Here is a 5,970-nt window from a genome sequence, read left to right as displayed (position 1 = left end):
GTATGCAGCAGGGATGCTGCATCCAGGCTTCCACTGTTGCTGCGACTTTGGGTGGAACTGCATTTTCCCCTACGAGCGTCTCGGATAACGCGCTCTATGCTGACGCCTAACCACCGCAGCCGCTTTTGACCTTAGCAACGCGCTCTATGCCAACGCCTTGCCACTTGGGCCGTCCTTGACGTTCAGCCTTTATCCTTAACCGGCGTCAGATTTTTCCAGATATGCATCACCGCATAGCTTCGCCAGGGGCGCCAGGCTTGTGACAACCGCTCCGCCTCTTTGGCAGTTACGTCCCCCAGATTCTTCCTTACCACGATATCCCCGCTGGGGAAGGCATCCGGCCAGCGAAGTGCCCGCATCGCAATGTAATGCGCTGTCCACTCGCCAATCCCCGGCTGTTCCATCAGAGAAGCGATCGCTTGATCAGGTTGCGTACCCGCGTCCAACTTCAACTCTCCCTTATCGTACGCTTGCGCTATAGCCATTAACGTCCTTGAACGCGCGCTGACAATCCCCAGGCTCGCCACCTCATCCAGCGTCGCCACTGCAATCCTCGCAGCCTGTGGTGAAAGCTGAGTGAGCTCAGGGAAGGGCGTCTCTATTGGCTCGCCAAAGGCTTCTGCAAAGCGCCCACCAATGGTAGTGGCGGCTTTAACAGTGATCTGCTGGCCAAGAATGGCCCTGACCACCATTTCAAAACCCTCAAACGCACCTGGCACCCGTAATCCTGCATCTTTAGACAGACTCCCGCGCAGCAGAGGATCCTGCTCAAGGTGCGCAGCAATAAGATCGGGATGGGCATCCAGGTCGAAGAGATTTCTTAACCGACGCAGCAGCGCAGGTAGCACAGGCGTTAAAGAATGGGTGAATTCCACCTGTAATCCGTGCTTCTTCTCTGCCTTTGTTACGCGGACCCATCCTTTATGCTCTCCCAGTCGCACGGTACGCGCATAACTCTGGTCATCCACACTCTCCACGCCTTTAATGGCGCGAAGCCGTAGAAAGGCTAACAGAGCGGTCCAGTTGAAGGGCGGGCGGTAACTCAACAACAAGGTTGAGGTCTCGCTGCCGATCATATGCCCCGTTTCGCTCGCTTCTTTTCGTAACCTGCTCGGCGGCATTCGGTATTGCCGACTAAACACCTCATTAAATCGGCGTAAACTGGCAAATCCGCTGGCGTAAGCCACCTCAGTAACCGGCAACGTTGTTTCTGTCAGCAACTGCTTCGCCAGCAACAAACGTCGGGTCTGTTTCAGTTCCAGTGGGGAAACCCCCAACTCCTTCTGCACAATGCGCCTTAACTGCCGTGAACTCAGTGAAAACTGCGCGGCAATCTCTTCCAGACTGTCGATATCCTCAATCAGCCCCTCTTCGATTCGCTGGATCAGCAGGCCGGCAATACGATGACTACTGTCAACCGGCGCATTTCCTGGAGCCAGTTCAGGCCTGCAGCGCAGACAAGGTCGGAAGGCTGCCTTCTCCGCAGCTTCAGCACTGTCAAAGAACAAACAATTCTCTTCACGCGGCGGCTTCACCGGGCAAACCGGACGGCAATAAATGCCGGTAGACGTTACGCCTACATAAAACACGCCGTCAAAACGCACATCGCGGGAGGTCATCGCCCGGTAAGCAACCTGTTTATCAATCATCTTCGTTCCTGACTCGCTGGTTTTACTGCCAGGTTAAGGGCATTTGGCTGCCCTCGCTAGCCGTTTTCGGACAGCTAACTTATTTAAACCTGATGTCCGAAAACGGCTAGCGGACTCTTTCTTCACACGGATAATAGACGTAATCTCAGCAACAATTCGTGACACAGGAAGAAGACTGATGCGCTATTTCTGCAAAGTAATGCCTTCACCCGTGGGTGACCTGACGCTGATCGCCAGCGATCTCGGACTGGCGGCGATCCTCTGGCAGGACGATAACCCCGGTCGCGTGCGTCTGCCTGACATGCAGGAAGATCCTGCCCATCCGGTGTTGGTGGAAACTGAGCGCCAACTCAATGAATATTTTGTCGGTAAGCGAACGGCTTTCACCCTGACACTGGATTTTGTCGGCACTGAGTTCCAGAAAAAAGTCTGGCACGCTCTGGTGGCTATCCCGTTTGGCGAAACGCGCAGCTATGCCGACATCGCCCGTGAAATTGGCAACCCGAAAGCGGTGAGGGCGGTCGGTGCCGCTAACGGGAAAAACCCGATCTCGATCGTTGCTCCCTGCCATCGGGTGATTGGGTCCAATGGCAAACTCACCGGGTTCGCCGGTGGGTTGGAGGTCAAAGCCTTCCTGCTAAAGATTGAATCGGCGCTGCGGGACGAGCGGGAATTTACCTTGAAGTGATCCCGCTCACATCCTGAGAGGACAGCGAAAAATTCGGCGACACCGGCGACTATTTCGGCTATCGTGTTTAGCATATAAAACAAACCGACCTCAGGTCGGCGCGGAAAGGGCAATTTCCGCTAATTTGGTTAAGTTAAAGAAACGAGAGCCGCGATATGAGCCTGATGTTCGATCCTGAAACCGCTGTCTATCCCTTCCCGCCGAAACCTGCCCGTCTTTCCCAGGATGAAAAACAGGTTTATCGGGAGAAAATCAAACGGTTACTTAAAGAACGTAATGCGGTGATGGTGGCGCATTACTACACCGATCCGGAAATTCAGGCGTTGGCAGAAGAGACGGGCGGCTGCGTGGCCGATTCGTTAGAAATGGCTCGCTTTGGCAGCCAACATTCTGCCAGCACCTTACTGGTTGCCGGGGTGCGTTTTATGGGCGAGACGGCCAAAATCCTCAGCCCGGAAAAAACCATTCTGATGCCAACGCTTCAGGCGGAATGCTCCCTCGACCTCGGCTGCCCAATCGACGAATTTAACCGCTTCTGCGACCAGCATCCCGACCGGACCGTCGTGGTGTATGCCAACACCTCTGCCGCAGTGAAAGCGCGCGCTGACTGGGTTGTCACTTCAAGTATTGCCGTTGAACTGATTGAACACCTTGATAGCCTGGGTCAAAAGATTATCTGGGCACCGGACCGCCACCTCGGCCAGTATGTCACCCGCCAGACCGGTGCTGACATTCTTTGCTGGCAGGGCGCTTGTATTGTGCATGATGAGTTCAAAACTCAGGCTTTGCAGCGCATGAAAGCACTCTACCCGGAAGCCGCGGTGCTGGTTCATCCGGAATCTCCTCAGGCGATTGTCGATTTGGCTGATGCTGTAGGGTCTACCAGTCAGCTGATTCAGGCGGCCAAAACGTTGCCCAATCCGCAGATGATTGTGGCTACCGATCGCGGCATTTTCTACAAAATGCAGCAGGCTTGTCCGGACAAGGAATTGCTTGAAGCGCCAACAGCGGGCGAGGGGGCAACTTGCCGTACCTGCGCGCACTGCCCGTGGATGGCGATGAATGGCCTTAAGGCAATTGCCGATGGACTGGAGCACGGCGGCAGCCAGCATGAAATCCATGTAGAGGCTGCGCTACGTGAAGGCGCGTTGATCTCGTTGAATCGTATGCTAACCTTTGCAGCAAGTTTAAAAGGCTAATCGTTGCCTTTCTGCTGAGGACACAGGTGCCAATATGGATTTTTTTAGCACGCATAATATTCTGGTTCACATTCCCCTTGGAACCGGTGGCTACGATCTCTCGTGGATTGAAGCCATTGGTACCGTGGCTGGCCTGCTCTGTATCTGGCTTGCCAGCCTTGAGAAAATCAGTAACTACGCCTTCGGCCTGATTAACGTCACGCTGTTTGCGGTGATCTTCTTCCAGATCCAACTCTATGCCAGCCTTCTGTTACAGCTGTTCTTCTTCGTGGCTAACCTCTACGGCTGGTATGCGTGGAGCAGACAAACCACAGACAATCAGCAGGCGCTGCAAATCCGCTGGATGACCTTGCCTAAAGCACTCGGCTGGCTGGTGGGTTGCGTGGTGGCGATTGGCCTGATGACGCTTTACATCAACCCGGTCTTTGCCTGGCTGACGAAAATTGCGGTGAGCGTGATGCAGGGCGTAGGGTTGTCGGTCACTATGCCGGAATTGCAGCCTGATGCGTTCCCGTTCTGGGACGCTTCCCTGATGGTCTTGTCGATTGTGGCGATGATCCTGATGACGCGGAAATACGTCGAAAACTGGCTGCTGTGGGTGATTGTTAACGTGATAAGCGTGATGATCTTCGCTCGTCAGGGCGTTTACGCCATGTCGCTGGAATATGCCATCCTGACGCTGATTGCCCTGAACGGCTGCTGGCTGTGGATGAAGAGCGCCCGCGAACTGGGTTCACGCGCGCACTCTTAAGCCTTAATGATGATGATGGGCATGAGCGTGATCGTGCCCACCTTTTCCCCAACTCAGTTCGCAGTCGCCGTCATCACAACTCTGATATTCCATCTGCACGGTGGCATGTTCAATTTGATAATGCTCATGTAGCCAGTCATGGATCCGGTGTAACAGAGCATCGTGATCGTAAGGCGGGATGACGTGAACGTGCAGTGTCATCACTGGTTTCTCACCAACCTGCCACAAATGAATATGATGCACATTGCGGATCTCCGGAATGCCCTGTGTCAGCGCTCGCTTCAGCTTATCAACGTCCAGCGAAGTGGGGGCTCCTTCCAGCAATTCATGAATGCTCTCTTTCATCAGCGCCCAGGCACTGCGCAGGACCAGCAGAGAAACCAGGATCGACAGAATGGGGTCAATCGGCGTCCAGCCGGTGTAGATGATGATTAACGCCGCCGCAATGGCGCCGACCGACCCCAGTAAATCACCTAAAACATGCAGAGCCGCTGCCCGCACATTCAGGTTTTTTTCCTCACTGCCACGATGCAGAAGCCAGAAAGAGAGCAGGTTCGCCAGCAGTCCGGCTATGGCAATGATCAGCATAAAGCCGCCAGCTACAGGTTCCGGATGGCGAAAACGGGCTATCGCTTCCCAAACAATCAAGACGGTAATCACCACCAGTGCGATAGCGTTGACGAACGCCGCAAGCGTAGTCAGACGAAGCAGGCCGAAAGTGTGGCGAGCATTGGGTTTGCGTTGGGCGAATTGCACCGCAAGCAGTGCCATTAGCAAGGCAGCCGCATCGGTAAGCATATGACCGGCATCCGCCAGCAGAGCCAGCGAGCCAGAGAGTAAGCCACCGGCTACTTCAGCCACCATAAACACCGCGGTGACAATAAAAGCGGCCAGCAAACGGGTCCGGTTACCCGAGCCCTCAGAATGGGTGTGCGCCATAAGATTCCAGTTCAGTGAGTAAACTTTCTGTTAATGATATCAATAAATTCAGGTCGGCAGCAGGCTGTTGCTGTGCCCGGCACTGCCCAATAATCTGCTGGCAGCGTTTTTCACCTTCGCCATAGCCTAGCATTTGCCAGCTCCCCTTCAGGCGGTGCGCGGCTTTTTCGGCTTTTTCCCACTCCTGTCCTGCCAGTGCAGCAGTCAGCCTGCTGCTGTCTTCCCGTAGTGTTTGTTGCAGGGTTTTCTGCAATTTACTGAAGAAGGTCTGGTCCTGGCCTGCAAGCTCCCAGAGGCGCTGGCTGAGGTCGTCAAAAGAGGGCGGTGAAGCCTGGGCAAGCAGCGGTTCAATTTCCTGCAAGGTCACGGGTTTGAGCAACACTTTGTCTGTCAGCGCGGCTACCTGCGGGCTGGCAAGAATATCGGCATCGGCAGAACACATCACTATACGGCATCGGTGCGTTTTATTACGCTCGGCACGGCGGATGATTTTCGCCAGCGTCACCCCATCCGGATGCGGCATGCTGAAGTCGATAAACAGCAGATCATACTCGCCGCCAGCGGCCAGCAAGGCTCTGCCGTCAGGATAGCAATCGGCCTCAATGCCAAACCAGGCCAGCTGCTGCTGCATCACCAGCAGATTAGTCGGATGATCATCCACTACCGCCACGCGCTGCACGGTGACCGGCATGCCAGGGGAACGAACGGCTGGCGGTTCTGTCATTGCGGGATCCGCAGTGACGA

Annotated in this window: 6 protein-coding genes; 3 read left to right on the top strand and 3 right to left on the bottom strand. The window is 54.9% G+C overall.

The window, feature by feature from the left end:
- Window positions 1-182: 182 nt before the first annotated feature.
- Complete coding sequence (locus WCC56_RS17685) at window positions 183-1,649, bottom strand: AlkA N-terminal domain-containing protein (protein ID WP_424693637.1); 1,467 nt, start codon at window positions 1,647-1,649, stop codon at window positions 183-185.
- Window positions 1,650-1,827: 178 nt separating this feature from the next.
- On the opposite strand from WCC56_RS17685, the gene WCC56_RS17680 reads away from it, so the two are divergent.
- From WCC56_RS17680 to pnuC, 3 genes are all read left to right on the top strand, one after another.
- On the top strand, window positions 1,828-2,337 hold the full coding sequence (locus tag WCC56_RS17680) for a methylated-DNA--[protein]-cysteine S-methyltransferase (protein ID WP_424693636.1): 510 nt from the start codon (window positions 1,828-1,830) through the stop codon (window positions 2,335-2,337).
- 155 nt (window positions 2,338-2,492) lie between these two features.
- Window positions 2,493-3,536: a quinolinate synthase NadA gene (gene nadA, locus WCC56_RS17675; protein WP_424693635.1), complete on the top strand. Its 1,044-nt coding sequence runs from the start codon at window positions 2,493-2,495 to the stop codon at window positions 3,534-3,536.
- A gap of 34 nt (window positions 3,537-3,570) precedes the next feature.
- Entirely contained in the window at window positions 3,571-4,287 is a 717-nt protein-coding gene (gene pnuC / locus WCC56_RS17670) for a nicotinamide riboside transporter PnuC (RefSeq protein ID WP_424693634.1), read from the top strand.
- 3 nt (window positions 4,288-4,290) lie between these two features.
- Here pnuC and zitB read toward each other — a convergent pair whose 3' ends face one another.
- Together zitB and WCC56_RS17660 are read right to left on the bottom strand one after the other, a co-directional pair.
- Complete coding sequence (gene zitB, locus WCC56_RS17665) at window positions 4,291-5,226, bottom strand: CDF family zinc transporter ZitB (protein ID WP_424693633.1); 936 nt, start codon at window positions 5,224-5,226, stop codon at window positions 4,291-4,293.
- Window positions 5,207-5,970: response regulator (locus WCC56_RS17660; RefSeq protein ID WP_424693632.1), on the bottom strand; the 764-nt coding region annotated here is incomplete at its 5' end. The genes zitB and WCC56_RS17660, both read right to left, overlap by 20 nt.

It is taken from the genome of Erwinia sp., from assembly GCF_049696395.1.
Taxonomy (GTDB): Bacteria; Pseudomonadota; Gammaproteobacteria; order Enterobacterales; family Enterobacteriaceae; genus Erwinia.
Note: the sequence above shows the minus strand (reverse complement) of the source record. Positions and strands in the feature narration are given on the sequence as shown.

Coding starts and splice junctions, on each gene's coding strand:
- WCC56_RS17680 (WP_424693636.1), top strand. CDS start 1,828: ATGCGCTATTTCTGCAAAGTAATGCCTTCACCCGTGGGTGACCTGACG.
- nadA (WP_424693635.1), top strand. CDS start 2,493: ATGAGCCTGATGTTCGATCCTGAAACCGCTGTCTATCCCTTCCCGCCG.
- pnuC (WP_424693634.1), top strand. CDS start 3,571: ATGGATTTTTTTAGCACGCATAATATTCTGGTTCACATTCCCCTTGGA.
- WCC56_RS17685 (WP_424693637.1), bottom strand. CDS start 1,649: ATGATTGATAAACAGGTTGCTTACCGGGCGATGACCTCCCGCGATGTG.
- zitB (WP_424693633.1), bottom strand. CDS start 5,226: ATGGCGCACACCCATTCTGAGGGCTCGGGTAACCGGACCCGTTTGCTG.